The sequence below is a fragment of the Flavobacterium sp. PLA-1-15 genome, from assembly GCF_049060005.1.
Taxonomy (GTDB): domain Bacteria; phylum Bacteroidota; class Bacteroidia; order Flavobacteriales; family Flavobacteriaceae; genus Flavobacterium.
In genome coordinates this window covers 139,120-160,880 of sequence record NZ_JBMGQS010000002.1, presented here as the reverse complement: position 1 = coordinate 160,880, position 21,761 = coordinate 139,120, and the positions used below count along the sequence as shown (strand labels likewise).

At 37.7% G+C, this 21,761-nt stretch carries 19 protein-coding genes, 1 other RNA gene and 1 riboswitch; of the genes, 11 read left to right on the top strand and 9 right to left on the bottom strand.

The window, feature by feature from the left end; genetic code table 11:
• The first annotated feature begins 2 nt into the window (after positions 1 to 2).
• Positions 3 to 635, top strand: a complete 633-nt coding sequence (locus ACI6PS_RS02850) for a carbonic anhydrase (RefSeq protein WP_421011038.1) — start codon at positions 3 to 5, stop codon at positions 633 to 635.
• A gap of 98 nt (positions 636 to 733) precedes the next feature.
• Here ACI6PS_RS02850 and ACI6PS_RS02845 read toward each other — a convergent pair whose 3' ends face one another.
• Together ACI6PS_RS02845 and ACI6PS_RS02840 are read right to left on the bottom strand one after the other, a co-directional pair.
• Positions 734 to 1,672 (bottom strand): NAD(P)H-dependent flavin oxidoreductase, encoded by a 939-nt coding sequence (locus ACI6PS_RS02845; protein WP_421011037.1) that lies wholly within the window; start codon positions 1,670 to 1,672, stop codon positions 734 to 736.
• A 54-nt stretch (positions 1,673 to 1,726) separates the two neighbouring features.
• Positions 1,727 to 3,343 carry a S8 family serine peptidase gene (locus tag ACI6PS_RS02840; RefSeq protein WP_421011036.1) on the bottom strand — a complete coding sequence of 539 codons (1,617 nt, stop codon included), beginning with the start codon at positions 3,341 to 3,343 and terminating at the stop codon, positions 1,727 to 1,729.
• A 218-nt stretch (positions 3,344 to 3,561) separates the two neighbouring features.
• Positions 3,562 to 3,672: riboswitch (SAM riboswitch) on the top strand.
• Positions 3,673 to 3,818: 146 nt separating this feature from the next.
• Here ACI6PS_RS02840 and ACI6PS_RS02835 point away from each other — a divergent pair.
• Both ACI6PS_RS02835 and ACI6PS_RS02830 read left to right on the top strand, forming a co-directional pair.
• Entirely contained in the window at positions 3,819 to 4,997 is a 1,179-nt protein-coding gene (locus ACI6PS_RS02835; RefSeq protein WP_421011035.1) for a trans-sulfuration enzyme family protein, read from the top strand.
• Positions 4,998 to 5,124: 127 nt separating this feature from the next.
• Positions 5,125 to 6,372 carry a homoserine dehydrogenase gene (locus tag ACI6PS_RS02830; RefSeq protein ID WP_421011034.1) on the top strand — a complete coding sequence of 416 codons (1,248 nt, stop codon included), beginning with the start codon at positions 5,125 to 5,127 and terminating at the stop codon, positions 6,370 to 6,372.
• Positions 6,373 to 6,534: 162 nt separating this feature from the next.
• Here ACI6PS_RS02830 and kdsB read toward each other — a convergent pair whose 3' ends face one another.
• From kdsB to ACI6PS_RS02815, 3 genes are read right to left on the bottom strand one after another with little or no spacing between them, the layout of a single operon-like run.
• A complete protein-coding gene (kdsB, locus tag ACI6PS_RS02825) occupies positions 6,535 to 7,260 on the bottom strand; it encodes a 3-deoxy-manno-octulosonate cytidylyltransferase (protein WP_421011033.1) in 726 nt (241 codons plus the stop codon).
• Positions 7,261 to 7,277: 17 nt separating this feature from the next.
• A complete protein-coding gene (locus ACI6PS_RS02820; RefSeq protein ID WP_421011032.1) occupies positions 7,278 to 7,916 on the bottom strand; it encodes a hypothetical protein in 639 nt (212 codons plus the stop codon).
• Positions 7,917 to 7,965: 49 nt separating this feature from the next.
• Entirely contained in the window at positions 7,966 to 9,390 is a 1,425-nt protein-coding gene (locus ACI6PS_RS02815; RefSeq protein ID WP_421011031.1) for an ATP-dependent DNA helicase, read from the bottom strand.
• A 726-nt stretch (positions 9,391 to 10,116) separates the two neighbouring features.
• Here ACI6PS_RS02815 and ACI6PS_RS02810 point away from each other — a divergent pair.
• Complete coding sequence (locus ACI6PS_RS02810) at positions 10,117 to 10,935, top strand: DUF3822 family protein (protein ID WP_421011030.1); 819 nt, start codon at positions 10,117 to 10,119, stop codon at positions 10,933 to 10,935.
• Complete coding sequence (gene rsmD, locus ACI6PS_RS02805) at positions 10,932 to 11,519, top strand: 16S rRNA (guanine(966)-N(2))-methyltransferase RsmD (protein ID WP_421011029.1); 588 nt, start codon at positions 10,932 to 10,934, stop codon at positions 11,517 to 11,519. The genes ACI6PS_RS02810 and rsmD overlap by 4 nt, the downstream gene beginning before the upstream one ends.
• Before the next feature lie 40 nt (positions 11,520 to 11,559).
• Here rsmD and ACI6PS_RS02800 read toward each other — a convergent pair whose 3' ends face one another.
• Together ACI6PS_RS02800 and ACI6PS_RS02795 are read right to left on the bottom strand one after the other, a co-directional pair.
• Positions 11,560 to 13,650 carry a TonB-dependent receptor domain-containing protein gene (locus ACI6PS_RS02800; protein WP_421011028.1) on the bottom strand — a complete coding sequence of 697 codons (2,091 nt, stop codon included), beginning with the start codon at positions 13,648 to 13,650 and terminating at the stop codon, positions 11,560 to 11,562.
• 2 nt (positions 13,651 to 13,652) lie between these two features.
• Positions 13,653 to 14,657, bottom strand: a complete 1,005-nt coding sequence (locus ACI6PS_RS02795; RefSeq protein WP_421011027.1) for an alpha/beta hydrolase — start codon at positions 14,655 to 14,657, stop codon at positions 13,653 to 13,655.
• 175 nt (positions 14,658 to 14,832) lie between these two features.
• Here ACI6PS_RS02795 and ACI6PS_RS02790 point away from each other — a divergent pair, with 175 nt between their 5' ends.
• Both ACI6PS_RS02790 and ACI6PS_RS02785 read left to right on the top strand, forming a co-directional pair.
• Complete coding sequence (locus tag ACI6PS_RS02790) at positions 14,833 to 16,191, top strand: sensor histidine kinase (RefSeq protein WP_421011026.1); 1,359 nt, start codon at positions 14,833 to 14,835, stop codon at positions 16,189 to 16,191.
• 2 nt (positions 16,192 to 16,193) lie between these two features.
• Positions 16,194 to 16,892, top strand: a complete 699-nt coding sequence (locus ACI6PS_RS02785) for a response regulator transcription factor (RefSeq protein WP_421011025.1) — start codon at positions 16,194 to 16,196, stop codon at positions 16,890 to 16,892.
• A 26-nt stretch (positions 16,893 to 16,918) separates the two neighbouring features.
• Here ACI6PS_RS02785 and rnpB read toward each other — a convergent pair.
• Positions 16,919 to 17,235: RNase P RNA component class A (rnpB, locus tag ACI6PS_RS02780), an RNA gene on the bottom strand.
• Between the two features lie 114 nt (positions 17,236 to 17,349).
• Between rnpB and ACI6PS_RS02775 the strand changes: the two genes are divergently transcribed.
• The 4 genes from ACI6PS_RS02775 to ACI6PS_RS02760 all read left to right on the top strand — a co-directional run bounded on the left by ACI6PS_RS02775 (position 17,350) and on the right by ACI6PS_RS02760 (position 20,756).
• Positions 17,350 to 17,661: a hypothetical protein gene (locus ACI6PS_RS02775; RefSeq protein WP_421011024.1), complete on the top strand. Its 312-nt coding sequence runs from the start codon at positions 17,350 to 17,352 to the stop codon at positions 17,659 to 17,661.
• Positions 17,661 to 18,737 (top strand): DNA topoisomerase IB, encoded by a 1,077-nt coding sequence (locus ACI6PS_RS02770; RefSeq protein WP_421011023.1) that lies wholly within the window; start codon positions 17,661 to 17,663, stop codon positions 18,735 to 18,737. Before ACI6PS_RS02775 ends, ACI6PS_RS02770 begins: the two co-directional genes overlap by 1 nt.
• A 298-nt stretch (positions 18,738 to 19,035) precedes the next feature.
• A complete protein-coding gene (dnaX, locus tag ACI6PS_RS02765; RefSeq protein ID WP_421011022.1) occupies positions 19,036 to 20,121 on the top strand; it encodes a DNA polymerase III subunit gamma/tau in 1,086 nt (361 codons plus the stop codon).
• Positions 20,122 to 20,225: 104 nt separating this feature from the next.
• Complete coding sequence (locus ACI6PS_RS02760) at positions 20,226 to 20,756, top strand: DNA polymerase III subunit gamma/tau (RefSeq protein ID WP_421011021.1); 531 nt, start codon at positions 20,226 to 20,228, stop codon at positions 20,754 to 20,756.
• 94 nt (positions 20,757 to 20,850) lie between these two features.
• Here the strand turns inward: ACI6PS_RS02760 and ACI6PS_RS02755 are convergent, their stop codons facing one another.
• Positions 20,851 to 21,741, bottom strand: coding sequence for a Ppx/GppA phosphatase family protein (locus tag ACI6PS_RS02755; RefSeq protein WP_421011020.1), 891 nt, complete (start codon positions 21,739 to 21,741; stop codon positions 20,851 to 20,853).
• Positions 21,742 to 21,761: the final 20 nt, after the last annotated feature.

The following is a 21,761-nucleotide window of genomic DNA, read 5'->3' as shown; positions in this document are numbered from 1 at the left end:
ATATGAAAATTGAAAAAGTATTCGAAAACAATGAAAATTGGATTGCCAATAAATTAACTGTCAATCCTGATTATTTTACAGATTTATCCAAAGGACAAAGTCCTGAAATTCTTTACATTGGATGTTCTGACAGTCGCGTTACTGCAGAGGATTTGATGGGAGTTCAACCCGGCGAAGTATTCGTTCATCGTAACATTGCCAATATGGTCATCAGTATCGATTTGAATGCAATGTCAGTTTTGAATTATGCCGTTGAACATTTGAAAGTGAACCATGTCGTGGTTTGTGGACATTATTTCTGTGGAGGTGTGAAAGCGGCGATGCAGGCCAATGATTTAGGTGTTTTAAATCCTTGGTTGCGTAATATTCGTGACGTTTATCGTTTGCATAAAAATGAATTGAATGCGATTGAAGATGAAACGGCTCGATACAATCGTTTGGTTGAATTGAATGTTCAGGAACAATGCGTAAACTTGATCAAGACTGCCGAAGTTCAGAAAGCCGTAACCGAAAGAGGATTACAGGTTCACGGTTGGGTTTTTGATATTCATTCCGGAAAACTGATCGATTTGAAGATTGATTTTGATCATGTATTGCGAAATATAAAAGAGATTTATAATCTAGGACACGATTAATTCTTAACCGCAAAGAACGCAAAGAAAAAAAACGCAAAGTTCGCAAAGCTGTTTCTTCAACAACACTTTGCGTTCTTTGCGTTCTTTGCGGTTAAATCTTAAAATGTAATCAACGTTTTCTTTGCTTCTTCAAATTCCGAAACCATATCATCAATAATATCCTTTACGGATTTTATTTCGTGGATTAGTCCTGAAACTTGTCCGATTTCGAGTTCGCCTTCAATTAAATCGCCTTCAAACATTCCACGTTTCGCTCGGGCTCTTCCTAGTAATGATTTCAAATCATCAACACTGGGAGCGGTTGCATATAATTCTTGAACGTCCTGGTAGAACTTATTTTTAATCAAACGAACAGGTGCCAATTCCTTCAAGGTAACCTGGGTTCCACCCTCTTCCAAATCAACAATCGTTTGCTTGAAATTATCATGGGCAGAACTTTCAAACGAAGCAGCAAAACGGCTTCCTACTTGAACGCCATCGGCACCTAGAACCATTGTTGCGAGCATAGCTTTTCCTGTTGCAATTCCACCGGCGGCGATCAATGGGATTTGAATTTTTTCTCGAACCATCGGAATCAATGTCAACGTTGTGCTTTCTTCCCTTCCGTTGTGTCCTCCAGCTTCAAAACCTTCAGCTACAACGGCATCAACACCTGCTTCTTGTGCTTTCAAAGCAAATTTTGAACTGCTTACAACATGCACAACTGTAATTCCTTTTTCCTTTAAAAAAGTCGTCCAAGTTTTTGGATTTCCAGCCGAAGTGAAGACAATTTTCACGCCTTCTTCTACAATGATGTTCATAATTTCCTCCACATTCGGATACAGCATCGGAACGTTTACTCCAAAAGGTTTATCGGTTGCTTTTTTGCATTTTTGAATGTGCTCTCTCAAAACATCTGGGTACATCGATCCTGCTCCGATCAAGCCAAGTCCGCCTGCATTACTAACCGCGCTGGCTAATTTATAACCGCTGTTCCAAATCATTCCGCCTTGTATGATTGGGTATTTTATATTAAAAAGTTGTGTGATTTTGTTCATTTAAAATGTAATTGTTTTTGATATTGGGAATTATACTTTGCTAAAATATAAATTTTATTTCTTAATTAATTTTCCTTTCTGCGAAACATCTCCAGCAGCAATTTCATAAAAATAAATACCGGAACCAAGATTTTCTAAAGACAGACCAGTTGTATTAACCGTTATTTTTTCTAACCAAACACGTTGTCCTAAACTATTGAAGATACTAATTTCACCTGCCTTAAAATCTTTTGGAAAAACCAAATGCAATACATTATCTACAGGATTTGGATAAACAATAAATCTATCTTGAATCACTGAATTTCTTCCTAAAACATTCTGAACAATCAAATTAAAATCCGGAATTCCATAACCAAATTGGGTATTCGGAGCGGTGAATAAACTTGCCGATTCCTTAATCAATTGTATTATTTCTAAATTGGTTTTATCAGGCAGAGCTTGCCACAAACAAGCAACCAAACCAGCAGTTATCGGCCCCGAAAAGGAAGTGCCATCAGAAGTTCCAATAGTTCCCATCTCATCGGAAACTACAGCATTCTTACCTTGTGCCATCACATCGGGTTTGACTCTTCCATCAAAGGAAGGTCCGATGGAGCTGAAAGTCGCATAACTTTCATCCGGCATAACTGCTCCAACTGCCAAAGTATTTTCGGCATCTGCCGGAACTGCAATATGAGGATTTTCAGAAGTTCCCGAATTTCCTGCAGAGGTTACGCAAATCATTCCACGCGAAAAAGCAACTTCGGAACCTCTCGAAATAAACGAAGTAGTTCCGTTCATATCGGCATAGGTATAATTATAATTCGGATTATCAAAGCCAAAATATCCTAAAGAAGTATTGATGATATCGACACCTAAACGGTCGGCTTCTTCTGCAGCTTCCACCCAAAAAGATTCTTCGACAGGGTTTTCCGCATTGATGTCTTCAGTAATAAAAAGATAGTATTGAGCATCGGGAGCCGTACCTACCAGCTGATTTTCGACATACCCTCCCATTGTAGAAAGCACCATCGTTCCATGTGAACCACCGCCGTAAAAGTTCGTACTTGAATTGACAAAATCATAACCTCCCAAAATGAGATTATTATCCTGCAATCGTTGAAAAGGAGCTGTACTGTCAACGCCGACAAAACCAGTGTCCATCACGGCAATTATTTTTCCGTTTCCTGTGAAATCTTGCTGATGTAGCAGATGTCCGTTCAGCATTTCGATTTGATTGTTCGATGTTCCGTAACCAAAAGTTGCCAGGGCTTCTAAGTTTTTATTAACTTGACTGATATTTTGCTGTGAAGCATTTCTAGCAGAAGCATTTAAAGTTTTATCAGCAAATTCAATATGGTCTACAAAAGCTAAATTTTCTAAATTTTCAATGTCATAAATTGTACCACGAATGTGCAACGCATTCAGCCATTTTGATTTCGCTTTTACTGTAATTCCAACAGAATTTGTAATCTGATTGATATACGAAACCGCAATTGGAACATCTTTTTCATCGAGTGCAATATTTTGAGAAGCTCTTCTATCCAAGGCTCTTTGCGAAAGCATTTCCAACGGATTAGCAAGATAAAAAGTAGCATTCGGCTTATCTGTAAAATACACCCAGGCATCTTCAATTTGTGCAAAAGAAAATAACGAAACATGAAGAAAGAGAATTATCAGATATTTTTTCATAAGGAATCTAAAACGGTTCTGCGGTTTTCAAAAATACGAATTGTTTACAGATTATTTTGAAAGAATTATTGATGCTTTCTTTTCATTTAATGATTTCACACAAGAAAAAAAGGTTTCTTAAACACCTGTAAAACAACTGCTTTAAAAATAAATCACTTTTTGTTAGGAATTATAAAATTTTATGTTCTAAATTTGCACTCAAGTTCTTTAAAAAATTATTCTTATCCAGAAAGACCGAGGGAATTGACCCTATGACGTCTTGGCAACCTGTCACTTTTGTGTGATAAGGTGCCACCTTCAACCCTTGCCTTGGCAGGGAAAGATAAGCTTAGAAATTGTACATAATACCTCAAAATATTATATGCTCTTCTGACTTATCGGAAGAGCATTTTTTGTTTATGCTCCTCTGATATCTGGTTTTGAATGTTTTTTTTAATCAACAAAAAAATATTTATAAACATTAAAAATTTTAAAGATGCAAGAGCAAACACAAATCCTAAATTACATTCCAGTAGACGAATTAACCGGTTCAATCTCGGTGCCAATTTACCAAACTTCCACATTTGTCCAAGACGAACCTGGTGTTCACAAAGGTTTCGATTATGCGAGAAGCAACAATCCGACGAGAAAAGTATTGGAAGATTTGGCCGCAAAATTAGAAAACGGAACCAACGGTTATGCCTTTTCAAGCGGTTTGGCTGCGATCGATGCAGTGGTAAAATTATTGAAATCTGGAGATGAAATCATTGCAGTTGACGACATTTACGGAGGTGCTTTCCGCCTGTTCACCCACATTTATGAGAAATTCGGAATCAACATTAAATATGTTGATGCTACAGATGCCCAAAATGTTGCCAATGCCATTTCCGACAAGACGGCCTTGATTTGGATTGAATCGCCAACAAACCCAACCTTAAAGATTGCCGACTTGAGAGCAATTGGAAAAATTGCAAAAGAACACAACGTCTTATTTTGTGTGGACAATACTTTTGCTTCGCCAATTGCCCAAAAACCAATTGAATATGGAGCAGATTTGATTGTTCACAGTGCTACAAAATACATTTCAGGACACAGCGATTTGATTGCCGGATTGGTGATTACTGCTACGGAAGAATTGGGAGCCAAAATCAAATTTATCCAAAATGCTTCAGGTGCTATCCTTGGGCCATTCGACAGCTGGTTGGTTATCCGAGGAATTGAAACGTTAAGTTTGAGAATCAGGCAACACGCTGAAAATGCACAGAAAATTGCTGAATTCTTAACTACCGAAAAATTAATCAAAAATGTTTTTTATCCTGGTTTGAAAACGCATCAGAACCACGAGATTGCAAAAAGCCAACAGAAATATTTTGGTGGTGTTGTCACTTTCGATTTGGTAATTGATGATAAGGAATTGGCTTCAAGAATTGTTTCTGGAACAAAATTATTCAAGCTAGCGGAAAGCTTAGGAGGTGTGAAAAGCTTGTGTTGCCTGCCTTGCGAGATGACGCATAAATCGATTCCAGTTGAAAAGAGATACCAGTCTGGCGTTACGGATAGCTTAATCCGATTGTCTGTTGGATTGGAAGATGCAGACGATTTGATTGCAGATTTGAAACAGGCCATTGAAAATGCAGTGAGTGCTAATGTAGAAACTGCTTCGTATTTAAATTAAACACAGATTTCACAGATTAGCACAGATAAAATATAATTCAATTATGAGAAAAAATTAATACTCTGCTAAATTTTCACGATTCAAATCTGTGGAAATCCGTGAAATCTGTGTTCAAAAAAACTAAAACATGTCAAGAAAAAAATTAAATATAGGATTATTCGGGTTTGGATGTGTGGGTTTTGGACTTTATGAGGTGTTGCAAAAAACGCCCGGTTTGAAAGCCAACATCAAGAATATTTGTGTGAAGGATAAGGATAAGAAGCGTGAAATTGGCGCTGAAAATTTTACGTTCAACAAGGAAGATATCTTTAACGACCCCGAAATTAATGTGATTGTCGAGCTGATTGATGATGCCGATGCGGCATATGAAATTGTAACTCGTGCTTTAAAAAGTGGAAAAGCCGTGGTGACAGCCAACAAGAAAATGGTGGCGGAACATTTTGAGGAATTGCTGGCTCTACAACGTGAATACAATGTTCCGTTGTTGTATGAAGCAGCCTGTTGTGCAAGTATTCCGATTATCAGAAACCTTGAAGAATATTACGATAATGACCTTTTGGAATCGATTCAAGGGATTGTAAATGGTTCGACGAATTATATTTTGACAAAGACTTTTAAGGATAATTTATCGTATGAAGATGCTTTGAAAGAAGCTCAAGAAAAAGGATTTGCAGAGAGCAATCCGATTTTGGATACTGGCGGTTTTGATGCGAAATACAAGTTGCTAATTTTATTGGCGCATTCGTTCGGATACATTGCCAAACCCAATGATTTATTGAACATCGGCATCAATAATATTGGTGGATTGGAATTGAAATATGCCCGTGAAAAAGGACTGAAAATTAAATTGGTGGCTCAGGCTTTCAAGAATCCAAACGGAAGTATTTCTGCCTTCGTAATTCCAAAATTTGTGGATGCAGAAGACCGATTGTTTAATGTTGATGATGTATTCAATGGTGTGATCACAAAGACAAGTTTTGCCGACGAGCAGTTTTTTGTAGGCAAAGGAGCTGGAGCCCATCCTACTGCTTCGGCGGTTTTGAGTGATATTTCGGCCTTGAGTTACGACTATCAATACGAATATAAAAAGATAGCACAACAGGGAGATTTGAGTTTATCGAATGATGTGAATTTGAAAGTCTTTTTAAGACATTCCGTTAAAGATGCTGTGGCTTTGAAGGAACAATTCTTGAATATTGACGAATCGTATCTGAACCAAGAATTAGGATATATCATCGGAATTATTTCATTGGAGAATTTGAGAAAAATTCATTTTGATGAGCGCTTTGAAAAATCTTTTGTGCTTCTGGAATTGGTGAAGGAAGTGCCAACTGTAACCGAAAGTTTTCAAATAGCAGGTCTTGAACTTGCTTAAATATAAAGATTTTTTGTTTGTTAGACAAAACCCGTTAGGCTTTAGGGCTTGGCGGGTTTTACTTTTTCAACATTAAGAAGTTAAGTTTTGAACCATTAAGAAATTAAGCTTTTAAAAACTTAATGAAACTTACCAAATCTTAACTTCTTAATGTTATAATCTTTACAACATCTTCCTAGCCTTTTCTAAATCTTCCAAAGTATCAATTCCGATACTGACGTGAGTAGTTTCCACCATCTTAATACGTTTTCCAAATTCCAAATAACGCAATTGCTCCAGCTTTTCGGAAGCTTCCAAAGATTTCATCGGAAGGTTGTAAAAATCCATAATGGCTTGCTTGCGGAAGGCATAAATCCCAATGTGTTGGAAATAGCGAACGCCTACATTCCTTTCTCTTGGGTACGGAATCACTGAACGGGAAAAATACAACGCAAAATCATTCTGGTCCACAACAACCTTTACATTATTCGGATTATTGATGTCGTCTTCATTAGTGATTTCACGCATCAGTGAAGCCAAATCTACTTTTTTATCGGTGTCGTTTTTAAAAACAGAAAGCACTTGCTCCAACGGACCTTTTTCGGTAAAGGGTTCATCGCCTTGCACGTTCACTACGATGTCTGCATCAATATCGGCAACGGCTTCGGCAATTCGGTCGCTTCCCGATTCGTGTTCCTTGATGCTCATGATGGCTTTTCCACCGTTTGAAATGATTTCGTTGTAAATCAAATCGGAATCGGTTACTACAAACACATTGTCGAACAATCCTGTGGCAACACTGGCTTCGTAGGTTCTTAAAATAACGGTTTTGCCTCCCAAATCCTGCATTAATTTTGCGGGAAATCGTGTGGAAGCGTATCGGGCTGGTATGACTGCGATTACTTTCATCCTGTAAATTATTTATCCTATTCTAACCAAAAATTTTGCTTTATATAAAACACCGTATCAATAAAATATAGAATATCATTGCGGGTCAATACATTTTCGTCGTGAAGATCTTCCAAGATAATACCTAATTCAGTATTATAATAATCATTGTTTCGAATATTTTCAAAACCATTTAAACCGAGAAATTTTTTTACTTGCTCTAAATCAGTAGTGGAAGTAATTTCAACGTATGCCTGCTTCACAACAGCATACAATATTCCGTTATCTTTTGTGAATCCCACACATTCATAGGCCGTATCTGCAAAAAAATAGTTGTGAAGTAACAAATTGTAAAGATATTCTTTCCAAGAAGTGTAATAAATAGCATCATTTAATTTCAGCACACTTTCGCTGTCTTTAAGATACACTTTTTGTTCGGCTCCTTCACTAACATATTGTGTAAAGTCAATATCTTCAACCCAAAGATGGTTTTCTGAAATATAATTTTCTAACCTCTTTGTTTCTTCACTTTTGAAACGCTTTTGGTCTTCAATTGCTTCACCTGTTCTTTCGCCATCTTTAAGGTAACTGGCGATTGCTTGGATAACTGCTCCAAACCTAACTTGGCTCTTTCCTGAAAGGACATTTTGTAATCCATATTTCAAATCGTTTTTCATTGACAAAGGTAAAAATTTTCTGCTAACTATTTTCAAGCTGATCTAGTCGTTACTCCTCAAAATACTCCTCCTTAAATCCTATCAAATATAATTTATCTTTCGCTCTAGTGATGGCGGTATACAACCATCTTACATAATCCCTGTTGATGCCATCCGGCAAATAAGGCTGTTCGATGAAAACCGTATTCCATTGGCCACCTTGCGATTTATGACAAGTAATGGCGTACGAAAACTTAACCTGCAAGGCATTGAAAAACTCGTTTTCCTTTACCTTTTGGAACTTCTTGTATTTGGTGGTTTCATTTTCATAATCCTTCATCACTTCCTGGTACAATCGGTTGGATTCTTCGTAGGTCAAGGATGGCGATTCGCTTGTAATCGTGTCCAATAACAGGATGGTTTCAAACGGAATCTGATTGGGATAATCGACCATTCGGATTTTGACCTTTGCAAATTTGAATCCGTAGAGTTCCATGATGCCAAATAATTCCAAAACCTCGATGATGTCGCCATTCGCAATAAATCCTGCCTCGTCGGTTTCCTTGAGCCAAAAGTAATTATTTTTTACGACCATCAGGAAATCGCCCGTCGATAATTCGCTTTCCTTATCGAGGATGCGGGTGCGGATTTGCTGGTTGTATTGGTTGGCCCTTTTGTTGGAACGCACGATAAAAGCCGTGTCCTCAATACTATAATTACTGTAGGCCGAATTGATGGCGTCCTGAATATCATAGCCGTCGGTGAGGCGAACGATGTCCTTGAAACCTTTTAGTTTGAATTGAAACGTATCATACAGTTCGTCCTTTAATAAATCACGGAGTTCGGTGGCATTAAAGAGAATGCCGGAGTTTTCTTCCTGACGCATTACCTCGTCGAGTTCAATTGATTTTACTTCCTTATCATAATGCAAGGAAAGCGAATCAATATCTAAGGCGGGAGAAATGTCCATGTTTACAGGTGGAAGCTGGGCGGTATCGCCAAGCAAAATCATTTTGCAATTGTGGCCGGTGTAGACGTAAAAAATAAGGTCGTCGAGCAAAGAACCGTTTGCATACATCTTATCACCTGAATCCGAATCGGAAATCATGGAGGATTCATCGACGATAAAGATGGTGTTCTTGTGTTTGTTTTGCTGCATCGTGAAGGTAACCCCTCCTCCTGCTCCTTTTTTGGGAAAGTATATTTTTTTATGGATGGTAAAGGCAGGCTTGTTGGAATAATTGGCGATTACCTTGGCGGCACGGCCTGTTGGAGCCAACAAAACGTACTTTTTTTTGACTTCTATAAGGTTGTTGACGATGTTTGAAATAACGGTTGTTTTTCCGGTTCCGGCATATCCTTTTAATACATAGATTTCATCCTGGTTTTCGTTGGTAATGAATTCGGCGATGTGCTGGAAGAAGATGTCCTGCTTGTAGGTGGGGCTGAAAGGAAAGCTTTGGCGGAGTGTTTTATAGAATTGGGCAGCAATCATTAGGATGTGTTTAGGGCAAAGTTAAGGGATTTCGATGTCTTTTTTTGCCACAGGTTCACAGATTATTATATGAGGATATTGATTTTTAAAATTTGTAAGATGTTTTTAAATTTTTGTAGTAGCAGATGCAAGAATGTAAGTTGCAGAAGCAACAATGTAAGTTGCAGAGGCAACAATGTAATTTCCGAAGCAAGAATGTAAGTTGCAGAGGCAACAATGTAAGTTGCGGAAGCAAGAATGTAAGTTGCGGAAGCAATAATGTACGATGCGTTAGCAAGAATGCATGATGCGCAAGCAATAATGCAAGTTGCGTTAGAGACAATTTACGATGCGCAAGGAACAATGTGTGATGCGTTAGCGACAATGTAAGTTATGTTAACCAAGATGAAAGTAGGGAAAGAATAATGCTAAATAATTAATGGAATTTCTTTACTGTCCCTCGACTGCGCTCGGGATGACACTTAGATTATGTAAGTTAATTGTGAATTTGTCACGGATTTTTCGACAATATTGGTCGGGATGGTTAAAAAGGGAAAAAGCGATTGAGCCTAGCCCCGACTGGAGGGAAAATCCTTTTTTCAATTGCTAGGGGTTTAAACCCCTAGCAATTGAAAAAAGATTTGGAAGGAAGGCGGGACGATGATTAAAAAGTTGACTGAAGTTTTTGCTTCTAAAAATTACTGTCGTTTAAAAAAATTGTAAGTTTGCGAACATCAGTAGAATTCAATGACGGTTAACGGAAATATAACGGAAAAGAAATATAAAAAACTGGTTGTTCAGGTATCTTTGAATGGCTTTTGTTTTGCTGTTGTGGACACTTTGTATCACTCGGTTTTGTTGTTTAAGGAGGTTGATTTTAGGGATTTTCCTGCTTCGGCAAAGGTGGAAGACCATTATTGGAAGGCGTTTTTGGAGCATCAGGAATTGACGAAAATGTATGACGAGGTGGTGGTTTTGCACGATAATAACTTGAATACTTTTGTTCCGACGGCATTGTTTGACGAGCAGTTTCTGGGGAGTTATTTGCAGTATAACACGAAGGTTTTTGAGACGGATTTCTTTACGTTTGATGCGATTGCGAATCAGGAAATGCACAATGTTTATGTGCCTTATGTGAACATCAACAATTATTTGCTGGACCAATTTGAGAGTTTTGATTACCGACATGTGACGAGTGTTTTGGTGAGCAAATTGCTGGAGAAATCGAAGAATGTGGAGGAAAAGCAGGTGTTTGTGCATTTTGGTAAGGAGAAATTTGAAATCGTGGTGGTGCAGAACCAGAAGTTGCTTTTGTTTAATTCGTTTGAATTTGTGACGGAGGCCGATTTTATCTACTATCTGCTTTTTACTGCCGAACAACTGAATTTGAATCCGGAGCATTTTAAGTTGCAACTTTTAGGAGACATCGCGGAGGAAAGTTCGCTTTTCAAGATGGCCTACAAATATGTGCGGCACGTGGAGCTGATGGACGTGGCGGATGTACAAAAAAACAATTCATTTTCAACTGCTGATAATTTAAAGCATTTTATACTTTTTCAATCGTGAGAATTATTTCGGGTAAATATAAAGGAAGAAGAATTTCTCCGCCAAAGGGCTTGCCTGTTCGTCCGACGACGGATATGAGCAAGGAGGCCTTGTTTAATGTTTTGAACAACTACTTTAATTTTAGCGAGTTGAAGGTGCTGGATTTGTTTGCCGGAACGGGCAACATCAGCTTTGAGTTTGCTTCGAGAGGGAGTGACAATATTACGGCTGTGGATGCTGATTTTGGTTGCATCAAGTTTATCAAGCAGATTGCGCAGGAGTTTGATTTTAATATTGCTTCGATAAAAAGTGATGTGTTTAAGTTCTTGGAAAAAAACAACACTTCCTACGATATTATTTTTGCCGACCCGCCTTATGGCTTGGACCAGGCGACTTTTGAAAAGGTTGTTACGACAGTTTTTGAGAAGGAGCTACTTCAGGAAGACGGTATGATGGTGATTGAACATTCGAAATATACGAAGATGGACCACTTGATTAATTTTTCGTTCCAGAAGAGTTATGGCGGTTCGTTTTTTAGCTTTTTTGAATTGAATTCGGATGGCGGTGAAGAGGTTGGGGATGATTTTGATAGTGATGAGGGGTAGGTCTTTACACGAATTGCACTAATTTTCACTCCTTTAAACGCTATTTTATCCTGTCCGAGTTTTCGTTTACTTCTTTTTCCTTATAAACAGAATCTTTTAGTTTCCCAAACGTGTAGCGCAAAGCGATGGAGCACTCTCGGTTGTCTCCAAAAAAGACGGCACTTGACTGAACGTTATTGACCTTGAAATTTTCAGTAAAGGTAGAACCGTTGAAAATGTCGTTGAAACTCAAGGTACACGATAAATTCTTATAGGTTTTTGAAACGCCAATGTTCATCATAAAAAAGGCATTTCGTTTGAAAACGCCTTCATTTCGTTGTGTAAGCCCAAAGCCTGACGCCCAAAGCGACCATTCTTTTTTGAATGCAAAGGTTTGATTGGAATAATAATACAGATACGGTTTTGCATTGCCCACCAACGCCGAAGCATCTTCAATCTTATTTACAATAACGAAAAAGACATTGGTTGACGACCATATTTTATGGGTAAACGGAAGCGTAAATTCCAGGTTATAGCCTGTTTCCTTATCGAAGTTTTCTGGTCGGTAAATCAAAATGTTTTCCTGCTCGTTGTATTGAAAACCGTAATTCATCACGTTTTTATTATTGAAATAACCCAGCTTTACGGATTTGTCGTGGTATTGAAAATTGACTGAAAACTCATTTGAAAGGGCGGGATTCAGATTGATGTTGCTCGAAAAAACGAAATACGGGTTGATGTAGGTTTCGCCATTGCTGGTAGAAGAAAAATCCGGTCGGGAGATGGTTTTGGCATAATTGAAGCTTATCGTTTTGGTGCTGTCTATCGGAATGTCGACTTGGAGTTTCGGGAAAAAATTGGTGTAGTCTTTCTTGATGGAAGCCATTGTCTCGGTTGCGTATTTCCCTTCAATGTTGGTATTCTCTGCCCTAACGCCCAACAGCCAAGATGTTTTTGCGAACGTTCCTGATAATTGGATATAAGCCGAAGTGTTTTTTTCCTTTAAATTATAAGTAGAAGCGGAAACAGTATTTTGTTCAAAGTTTTCAATTTTCAGGTTGGTATCTGCATTTGCCGAAGAATGGATGGCGCCAATTTCCCACTTCATTTCGTTAGCAAATTTCTTATCGAAATCAAGCCTGCCTGAAAAAACATCGACCTTGAAATCCTGATCCATCATTTGAAACGGCTCGTAAATGGTTTCGTCATAATTGTTTGAGGAACGGATAACCGAATCTGTATTGTAATTGGAATACTGCAAGCCCGCGAAAAGATTGGCCGATTCGTTGATCTTTTTGTTGTAATTGAAAAAGGAGTTGACGTAATTTCGGTCGCCGATGGTTTTTCCTATCGTATGCAGGTTGGTTTGAGTAGTATTATCTTGGTTATTGGTGTTGGTATTAAAATCAAAATCATCGCTTTTTAGATTTCCATTTAAGGAAAAAGACAACGAATTGTTTTCATCGATGGTGTGAAACATTCCGCCTCCAAAAACATAATTGTTGCGTTTGGTTACGCCCGCAACGCGATAGCCGGACACAATATTCTGACTTGGAATTTCATAATTGCTTCCATTGCTTTCCCAAGGTTGAAGCGCATTGTAATTGAAGTTTGCCTTGACTTCTGTGTCTTTCAGTTTTAAAAAAGAATTGATTCCGGCATAATTATTAAACTCTTTTTTGAAAGAAGCGGTCTCCGATAAGATGGTTTGAAAGCCTTCTTTCCTACTCAATTTTCTGGTAATTAAAATCACGGCACGGCCATCTGCTTCATATTTTGACGAAGGATTGTTGATGATTTCGATGGTCTTGATGTCATCAACTGAAAGCGTATTCAGATAGTTCATATCTACTCTTTGGTTGTCGATATAAAGCAACGGATTTCCTTTTCCAATGATTGAAATTGACTCTTTATCGGGGCTGATTTGGATTTTTGGAAGTTTTGCAAGCAAATCCAAGGTGTTTGGAATGGCTTTGAAAACGGAGTTGGCCACATCAATTTTGATATTGCCGTTTTTGTATTTGAAGGTTTCCTTTTTGTTTTCAATAGTTACTTCCTTTAGCTCATTGACTGTTGAGTCTTTCTTGGTTTCAACTTGTGAAAATGTGGTACCAAATGACATTACTAATATGCCTAAAATGATTTGCTTCATTCTTACTTATTTGTTTTTTCTAACCAATCCAGCCAATCCGAAGCTATTTTATCCCAATTATAAATTTCTTCGTTTACAGTTCCATTTTTATCGATGGGAAAATAATTGTGCTCCAGATTCAAATAACTTTTAAACGACAGGTTTTGTTTTCGCTCTCGGATAGCTTCAATTTGAAACAAATCATTAAAAGATGCCGACCAATCTTTTGTACCATACGTTACCAAAACTGGAATTTTCAAACCCATCAAGTTGTCTTTCTGCGGAAGCGAGAAGCTGTAGGTTGTTTTGTTTGAATCTCCGTTTGAAGCATCAATTTCGTTGGGATTTTCCACTACTTTTTTCCAGTATTCTATCGTATTATCGCCTTCGTTTAAGGTGTCGTTGTCGAAGCTACGGCTTTGCGAAAGCATATTCATAATCCTGCCGTAAGGATTTCCTCCCGAATAAATCAGGTGTGTTACTTTCTTGTTGATGGAAGCCATCTTGGAGGCAATTGTGCTTCCTTCTGAATGTCCGGCTACCAAGAGTTTTGAGGTCCTCACCCATCGTTCTTTGAACAATTGCTTGAGGATGGAATTGTTTCTGAAAACATAATAATCGAGATAATTACGTTCGACGTAACCTTTTGGTGGGAGCTTTTTTTCATCATCTTTCAGATACATATAATTTTCTCCGAGCTTGTTTACGTTTGCAATTATTGGAATAAAAGGTTTAGCAATAATCACGATATGATATTCCTCTAAAAAAGGTGTTTCATCAAAGGGTAGTGTTCCATAAAGTCCCGTTTCATCGTATTTTACGACTGGTTGAGGCAAGCTTCCTTGGCAGAAAAGAAACAGCGGTTTGGCTATTTTTTCTTCGCCTGGTTTGGAGATGACGATGATGTCAACAGGGTCGTTCTGATATTTGAATTTCAGATGACGGTAGCCGAAATCTTCAGGGATTTTTTGTGAATAGGCGAACGTTTTGGAAACTAGAAACATAAGCGTAATTATTAAAGTTTGCATTTACTCTTTTGAAATAAAATTTTGATTTGATGATGATTGAAACTCCATTACTGATTAGGTAACAGTGCAAATTTGCTTTTAAAAATTCACAGCGAAAGTTAATCGTAGGTTAATGCAGGGTTAATGTCTGATCTTTCTAATAAAAGCTTTATTTTTGACTTGTATTTCCTTAAAAATGAAACAGAAAATAAATTTGCTCATTGCGTTTTCGGCCGTTGTTTTGATTGCCCTTTCGGCGATGCAATACTATTTGGTAAAGACTACTTATGACTATAAAGTGGAGCAGTTTCGTGCGGAAATAAAGGACAAGATTGCAAAGATTACCAATGATTACAGTGATATCGATTCGACAATCTTCTATAAAAAAGACTTGCTGTATAAGGAATTGGCCGAAAATTATCTGTTGGATCCTGAGCGTAGAGACCAGATCAAGAAATCCATTTTGCAGAACAGTTTTAAAGCCGAACTGACTAGAAAATTACAGAAAGAATTTGAACGTGAGATTCCGAATTTGGAACTAGATTTTGCGATAGTCTTGGATAAATTTGTAATTTATAACGAAAAGGAAGCCGATACGATTTTTGCTGAAAAGCCTTTTATCGAAAACAAAATGTATGGTAATTTGGCTTCTTTGGACGATGCGTTTTTGGTTCGGAATTATGTGGGAACTACAAGCGGAAAATCATTGAATTCGGATTATAAATTATTGACAGAAGATACTTTGTATGTTTCAGTGAACAATTGGGAAACCATTATTTGGAAACGAATGGCGTTGATTTTGGTCTTTGCTTTATTCTCAATTTTGACGTTGATTACGCTTTTTGTCATTGCCATTAAAGCCTTGATCAAACAGAAAAAAGTAAGCGACATCAAAACGGATTTCATCAATAACATCACCCACGAATTGAAAACACCTTTGACGACGCTTTCGGTTTCGACTAAGATTTTAGAACGAAAAGAAGTTCGTGAAAATGATAAAGTGTATGAAAATGTTTTGAGCACCATCAACCGTCAAAACAACAGATTGCAGAATTTGATTGACCAAGTAATGACCAATTCTTTAGGTTATGAAGAGATTGAATTACAAAAGGAGAAAGTGTCGATGCCAAGTTTCTTAAATTCGATTGTGGATGATTTTCAGATTGCTTATCCGAATGTGGCAATTCTGACTGATTTTGATAGCAAGAAAATCAATCTAAACTTGGATAAATTTCATTTGACAACAGCCATTACAAACGTTTTGGAAAACGCTGTAAAATACGGTTGCCAGAATATTACTATTACAACTTCATTGGAAAACAGTCAATTTAATATAGGCATTCAAGACGATGGAATTGGGATTCCGAAAAGCAAGCACTCGCTTTTGTTTGATAAGTTTTATCGTGTCGAACAAGGCAATCTTCATAATGCAAAAGGTTTGGGATTGGGACTTTATTATGTCGATCAGATTATTAAGGCGCATCAGGGAAGTATCAATGTGGTGAGCGAATTGGGGAAAGGCGCTTCATTTAATATCAGTATTCCTTCGTTTTAATCATGAAAAAAATACTCCTAGCAGAAGACGATGCTGATTTTGCATGTGTTTTAAAACAATACCTTGAAATCTACGACTACACCGTTTTTTGTGCGGAAGATGGTGAACAGGCTTTGAAATTATTTCAAAAAGAAACCTTCAACATTTGTGTTTTTGATGTGATGATGCCCAAGATTGACGGTTTTACGTTAGCCGAAAAAATCATCAAGATTAACCCCGAAATTCCGTTTGTTTTCCTTACTGCAAGACAATTAAAAGAAGATAAAATCAAGGGTTTGAAACTCGGTGCCGACGATTATATCATCAAGCCATTTGAAGCAGATGAATTGGTTTTGAGGTTGAATAACATCTTGAAAAGGTCGGAGAAAAGCACTACTACAATTTCTGTTTCGGATGAAATTGTTATCGGAAAATATATTTTTGATACGAAACGTCTTGAACTAAAATTCGAAAACAAAGTCCAGCAACTTACTGAAAAAGAAGCTTCTTTGGTTCTGTTTTTCTATCAGAATAAAAACCAATTATTAAAAAGAGAAGAAATCCTGAATGCTATTTGGGGCAACGACGACTTTTTTTCAGGAAGAAGTATGGATGTTTTTATCAGCCGATTGCGGAAATATTTCAGCGCCGATAATTCTATAAAAATTGAAAGTATTCGGAATGTTGGGTTGGAGTTTAAGCTGAGTAGCTTAGGTACTTAGTTGCTAAGTTACTCAGCAACTTTATAAAAAAAAGCAGACCTATAAGCCGGATTCTGTCATCAATAAATTGAAGCCTTATCATTTATCTAGTTCCAAAATTACTCTCGGAATCAATCTTTCTACCCTTCGGCAACGGACGAGTAATCCTTAAATGCCGATATACTTGAAATTTCACCGCATAGAGTTTACCTGGTTTCACTACAGCATTACCTGTACATACTTTCTGTTGCACTTGTCCTAATCCCGATAAATCGGAACCGACGGGCGTTACCCGCTATGCTACTCTGTGGTGTCCGGACTTTCCTTCCCGATATAAAATCGCGACGATAAGGCGGTCTGCGGTGCAAAGCTACAATTATCAGTGCATATATTATAACTTTAAGTACAAATACTGTAACCGATTTTGCAGTTGCAAATTGTACTTTTAAAGTATTAAAAACAACTAAATACAACAACAATGGAAAATCAAATGTATCATTATGCCACGGTTTCCAAGGCACTAGAAGAACTAAGCAAAAAAGGTTTCACAACCGACTTCAATATTCAGGAAGATAAAATTATTAACAGTCCTGAAGATTTTACGATAGAACACGTGTACAGATATGAAGGAGAAAGCGATCCTGGAGACGAAGCAACTGTTTTTGGAATCAGTTCCAGTAGTGGCGAAAAGGGAATTTTTGTGGCCGGCTTATCAGCTTTTACTGAAAATAGTGCCGCAATGGCCTTGAACGAATTGTTTATCAGAGGACGTCAACAAGAAAACAAATAATGAATCGCTTACAAGCTAAACTCGAAAAAATTGGCAGCAATCCAAAGGTAACTGCGAAGGCAGTTGGCTTGAGATATGCTGCCAATTCTGATATTGGTTACTACCGAAATAAAATTAATGATGAATTCGTTTATACGGATGAAAACCGAAAAAAAATCCGCAACAAAGAAATTTTAGACCGAATCAAGAAGCTTGTGATTCCCCCAGCTTGGGAAAATGTATGGATTTCGCCTTATGAAAATGGGCATCTGCAGGTTACAGGCATTGATGCAAAAGGCAGAAAACAATATCGTTATCACGCCAATTGGAACAAAATTCGGAATCAATCGAAGTTTTATAGGTTGAGAAGATTTGCCGATGCCTTGCCGATTATTCGTGAACAGGTGGATAAGGATTTGAATCGAAAAGGTCTTCCTTATGAAAAAGTGCTTGCTTTAGTGGTGAAGCTTATTGAAATGACGAACATCCGAATTGGAAATGAAGCATATAAAAAATTATACGGTTCTTTTGGATTGACGACACTTCGCGATAAGCATGTAAAATTTGAGAAAACTTCCGTTTCATTTGAGTTTAAGGGAAAGAAAGGTGTCAATCATAAAATCAATCTTCAAAGCAGGAAATTGGTGAATTTGGTTCGACAATGCAAGGAAATTCCGGGTCAGGATTTGTTTCAATATTATGATGATGAAGGAAAGCACCATTCAATTGGTTCGGGCGATATCAATAATTATTTGAAAGAAATTACGCAGGAAGATTTTACGGCAAAAGATTTCAGGGTTTGGGCTGGAAGTGTAAATGCATTATTTGCTTTTCAAGAAATTGGTGCGTTTGAAACCCAAACGGAATGCAAACGAAAAATTGTGGAAGTATTGGATTTGGTAGCTTCCAAATTGGGAAACACGAGAACGGTTTGCAAGAAATATTATGTTCATCCAACGGTGATTGCGAGTTATGAAAATGGCTCCATCAATAATTATAAGTTGGAGAAAAACATCAAAAACAACAACTTGAATCCAGAAGAAGAGGCTTTGGTTCGGCTTTTGGAAACGGAAAAGATTGCTGAAGTTTTAGGTTAGGCTTTTCTTAAAGATAAAAAACACAGACTACATTTTATTATTGGCGTAAGTTTCAGATGGCGAAGCTAACCCCGACATGAATGGAAAGCCTTTTGAAAAAAACGGCTCATTTTTCTTGACAAAAAAGAGCGACCAACGGAAGCTCCTTTTTTGTTTAGAAAAATAGCCGTTTTTGAAAAAGCTTGGAATGTTGGCGGGAAATAGTTCCTGAAAAAACTTTAGCAGAAGCCGTACTAATTGTGTTTTGGAATTTGCTTTTTGGATTTTCTAAACCTATATTTGCTTTTCAAAATTTTCTATGGAACAGTTCGTCGTATCGGCCCGAAAATACCGTCCTCAAACATTTAAAGATGTGGTGGGGCAACAGGCGATTACGAATACTTTATTGAACGCCATAGAAACGAATCATTTGGCCTCCGCCCTATTGTTTACTGGGCCTAGAGGTGTTGGAAAGACGACTTGTGCTAGAATTTTGGCACGAAAAATCAACCAACCCGGCTATGACGACCCGAATGAGGATTTTGCTTTTAATGTTTTTGAGCTGGATGCGGCATCGAATAACTCGGTTGATGATATCCGAAATTTGATTGACCAGGTTCGCATACCGCCACAGACGGGGCAATATAAAGTGTACATCATTGACGAGGTGCACATGCTCTCGACAGCGGCGTTCAATGCTTTTTTGAAAACATTGGAGGAACCGCCGAAACATGCGATTTTTATTTTGGCTACGACTGAAAAACATAAAATTATCCCGACTATTCTCTCGCGTTGTCAGATTTTTGATTTCAAAAGAATCACGGTTAAGGATGCGAAAGACCATTTGGCTGAAGTTGCTAAAAGTCAAGATATTACTTTTGAAGACGATGCTTTGCACATTATTGCCCAAAAGGCAGATGGTGCGATGCGTGATGCTTTGTCGATTTTTGACAGGGTTGTGAGTTTTTCTGGTAAAAATCTTACCCGTCAGGCTGTTACCGAGAACTTGAACGTTTTGGATTATGAAACGTATGTGAACGTGACGGATTTGCTTTTGGAGAATAAAATCCCAGAGGTTTTGATGGCGTATAACGAAATCCTATCGAAAGGTTTTGATGGCCATCATTTTGTTTCTGGTTTGGCATCACATTTCAGAGATTTATTGGTATCCAAAACGCCTGCAACTTTGACTTTGCTTGAGGCTGGCGAACAAGCTCAGAAATTATACTTTGAACAATCTAAAAAAGCTTCACAAGACTTTTTGATGAAAGGAATTGAAATTGCAAATGACTGCGATTTGAAGTATAAAGTGAGTCAGAACCAACGTCTTTTGGTTGAACTTTGCCTGATGCAACTGGCCTCTATCACTTTTGATGGAGAAAAAAAAAAGTTGACGGATATATAATTCCACCACACCATTTCTTTGCACGGGTTTTAGAAATCCCTGTTGCATCCCCTGAACTTATTAGTATTCCGACGACTGTTCCTATTGATGAGGAAGAAGCTGAAGTGATTACTGTACCCATTGCAACAGAAATTGTTATTGAAACTCCGAAAGCAGAAACACCAGTAAACACTGGAACTAAAGTTTCGGCGCTTTCCTTATCCAGTATTCGAGCCAAAAGAGAATTGGAGAAGTCACAAAAAGCAACTGTGAGAGATAGTGTTCACCTGCCAACCGAAGCTTTCACCGAAACGGACATGCTGTTGCAATGGAACAAATATGCACAACGTTTAGGCGACAAAGGCCGAAAGATTATGGAATCGTTGATGCTGGTAAATGATCCTAAATTACAAGGTACAACGATTGTTCACGAACTTCCAAATGAAGGCTCGAAGATTGATTTTGAAAGTGAAAAGCTTGATTTAGTGGGATATCTGCGTGGAAAATTACACAATCACGATATTATGATTGATTTGATTGTAAACGAAGGGATGGACAGCCGACGTGCGTTTACGCCCCAAGATCGTTTCAACCGACTGAACGAAATGAATCCGAATTTGGAAATTCTTCGAAAAACGTTTGATTTGGATATTTAGTCTAAAAAACCATTAAGATATTAAGTTTCATTAAGAAAATTAAGTTTAAAATGCTTAATGAAACTTAATATCTTAATGGTTCAAATTACTTTAATTAAATCTTTCCGTAATACAAAGCCTTTACTATTCCATCTGATAATCCAATTTTTGGAACATAGATGCTTCTTGCTCCGCTCCATTTCATAGCATTCAGATAGATTTTTGTAGCTGGAATAATCACGTCGGCCCTATCTGCATTTAACCCTAATTCAGTGATTCTCTGCTCATAAGACAAGGCGCTTAAAGCTGTCAATTGCGAATTCAGATAAATATAAGAAAGAGGCTTTTCTTGTAATTTTCCAGACATTTTGAAGAGCTTGTTGATGTTCCCACCAGAACCAATTAAGGCTACTTGTTCGTATTCTTCAGTATTGATCTTGATCCATTTTTCGATTTCCTGCCATACGATGTCGCTGACCATATTGTTCAGCAATCGAACGGTTCCGATCTTGAATGATTTTGAAGCCACAATTTTGGCATTGGAAAAAAGAGAAAACTCCGTGCTTCCGCCACCAACATCAACATAAAGATAGGTCTGATCAATTTTGAGAAGGTGATGCAAATCGGTTGAAGCAATAATCGCTGCTTCTTTTTTTCCATCAATAATTTCAATTTTTATATCGGCTTTTTTCTTGATCAGATCAACAACTTCCTTACCATTATAGGCTTCGCGCATTGCAGAAGTTGCACAGGCCATGTATTTTTCAACCTTGTGAACCTTCATCAAAAGCTTAAATGCTTTCATTGCATCTATCATTCTTTCGATGTTGTCTTCGGTAATTTCACCAACAGTAAATGCATCCTGTCCTAAACGAATCGGTACGCGAACAAGCGAACTTTTACTGAACTGTGTTTCTTTTCCTGGTTCTTCAATAATATTGGCAATCAGCAATCGCATCGCATTGGAACCGATATCAATTGCTGCATATTTCTTTATAGTAATCATATAACTTCTTACGATTTGGG